The 2,421-nt window shown below is 48.1% G+C and carries 1 protein-coding gene; it reads left to right on the top strand.

The genetic code is table 11. From position 1 onward, the window contains the following. Nucleotides 1-93: 93 nt before the first annotated feature. A partial coding sequence (locus AAKU61_RS22400) for a Tn3 family transposase (protein WP_354335826.1) occupies nt 94-2,421 on the top strand: 2,328 nt, incomplete at its 3' end.

Here is a 2,421-nt window from a genome sequence, read left to right as displayed (position 1 = left end):
CGATCGTCTTCAATTTCTTACTAAAAATGAATTTACGACAGGCTATTCAATATAGAATGCCCGCCCGTATTTTCCATTTTTCGAGAGATCCCGATGCCCAGAATGACGATTTTCAATACCTTGGAACAGGAGGCTTTTGAATCCCCGCCAATGTTCAATAACGCCGATCGTCTCAATTTCTTTTTCGCACCCTTGATGTTTAACGACTCGATGGAAAGTATGCGAACGTCGACCAATAAGGTGTGCTTTATTGTGATGGCGGGGTATTTCAAGGCTCGCCGTAAATTTTTTACAAGACAATTTCACCAAGCCGACATCGAGTTTGTTGCCATGCAAATTGGGGTTTCTCCCAGCGAAGTTCTGCTCAACACTTACAGCAAAGTGACCTATCTTAGACATCAGCGTTTGATTCTACATTATTTCGGTTGTAGCGCTTTTGACGCAGTCGCAAAAGTATTCGCCACCAACGAAATCGCGCTGATGGTGCGCGTTCAATTCCGGCCAAAGCTGGTGCTATTGGAAATTATCGATCTTCTGATGATTAAAAAATTTTCCTTGCCAAGCTATGCCCTCCTGGCCGGCCTGATCGTGTCGGCGATCAATCATTATCAGCAAGAATTGAGTCAAATTATCGATCGCTGTCTTACCGGAAAGCAGCGCAATAAACTTGATTCTCTTCTGGAAAGGGCTACTCATGAAAATACCGTTGACGAAAGCTGGCGCTATCGGCTCACCTTACTGAAGAAGCCGTTCCAATCCACGCAGCCCTCAAAAATCAAAATCAATTTAACAGACCTGGAAACCTTGCTCGCGATGTATCTTGACTTGAAACCAGTCGTGGACAAACTAGCATTGCGCTACGAGTGTATCCGCCACTATGCCCAGTTGGTGATCAAGTCCAGAATACCGCAAGTTTCTCGCCGCGCTGCCAAAGATCGCTACCTGTATTTGATCTCGTTCATCGTTTATCAAACCTTCAAGCTGCACGATACGCTGATCGATACATTATTGTTCTCCGTTCAGTCCGCCCTTAACATCGCCGACAAGGAGCATAAGGAATCTTACTACCAGGAACGCGAACAGCGTGAGCAAAAATTCTTCTCGCTTGCCGACCGGTTAGGAAAAAGCATCACCGGCACCATAGTGGAAATCAAGCACATCATTGCCGACGTCAAATTAAACGACAGCCAGAAAGTGATCGCCATTGACGCCGCGCTTTCGGCACAAACTGCCAAAGACGGCCAGGTTGAACACCAGATTGATGTGTTCAAAGAAAACATGGCCACCATTCATCGCGGGCAGGATTATTATGTACTGCTGGAGCAACGATCCTTGAAATTGCAGAACCGTACCGCAGACATTGTGCGGCAAGTGCAATTCGATCCGCATTGCAGCAAGCCGGCATTGCTCGAAGCCATCCTGCATTATCAGCAAAAAAATGGCGCCGTCGACAAGCATGCGCCGGTCGCATTTCTCTCCGATGAAGAGCGGGTGGCGGTAGCTGGTCAGGAAAATAAATTTCGCATCTCGCTGTACAAAGTGCTGCTCTATATCGCGGTCGCCGATGCCATCAAGTCCGGAACCTTGAACCTGATCCACTCGGAAAAATATCGCTCTCTGGATGATTATCTGATTCCGAAAGCCGATTGGGATGTGAACCGCGAGGCCTATTTGCAACGCGCGCAACTGGAGAAATTTGGCGATTGCGGTGCCAAGTTGCAGACGCTCAATGAAGCACTTGATGCGCAGTACCAAGAAACCAATGCGCATTTTTCAGAGGGAGACAATGCATTTCTCTCCCTGCGCGCTAACGGTAGTTTCCATATCAGCACACCGAAGCAGGATGACGTGGAAGCACTTTCCTTGTCTGCCTTCTTCCCGGAACGGAAATATATTTCTCTGCTCGAAGCCCTTGCCACCGTGGATCAAGCGACAGGCTTTCTCGACGAATTCGAGCATTGGCAGCCCAAATACCAGGCGGCGAAACCGCTCAAAAAAATCTTCTTTGCCGGCATCATTGGTTACGGTTGCGACATCGGCCACCGCAAGCTTGCGCAAATTTCCAGACAGATCAACGAGAACGAACTCGATACGACCATCAACTGGTATTTCTCTCTGGAGAATATACAAAACGCGAATGACCGCATCCTGCAGTTTGTCGATCGGATGGGCCTGCCTAATCTTTACCGGCAGCAGCCCGATGTGTTGCATACCTCCAGCGATGGACAAAAATTCGAAGTGTCGGTCGATTCCTTGAATGCCAATTACTCATTCAAATATTTAGGCAAAGACAAAGGCGTGAGCGTGATCAGTTTCATCGACATGCGTCATTTGTTGTGGCACTCCACGGTGATCACTTCCGCCGAGCGCGAAGCGGCTTACGTGATTGACGGCTTGATGCATAATGACGTGATCAAAAGC

The sequence above is a fragment of the Undibacterium sp. GrIS 1.2 genome (genome assembly GCF_040544435.1).
Taxonomy (GTDB): domain Bacteria; phylum Pseudomonadota; class Gammaproteobacteria; order Burkholderiales; family Burkholderiaceae_D; genus Undibacterium.
This window is presented reverse-complemented; position numbering and strand designations above follow the sequence as displayed.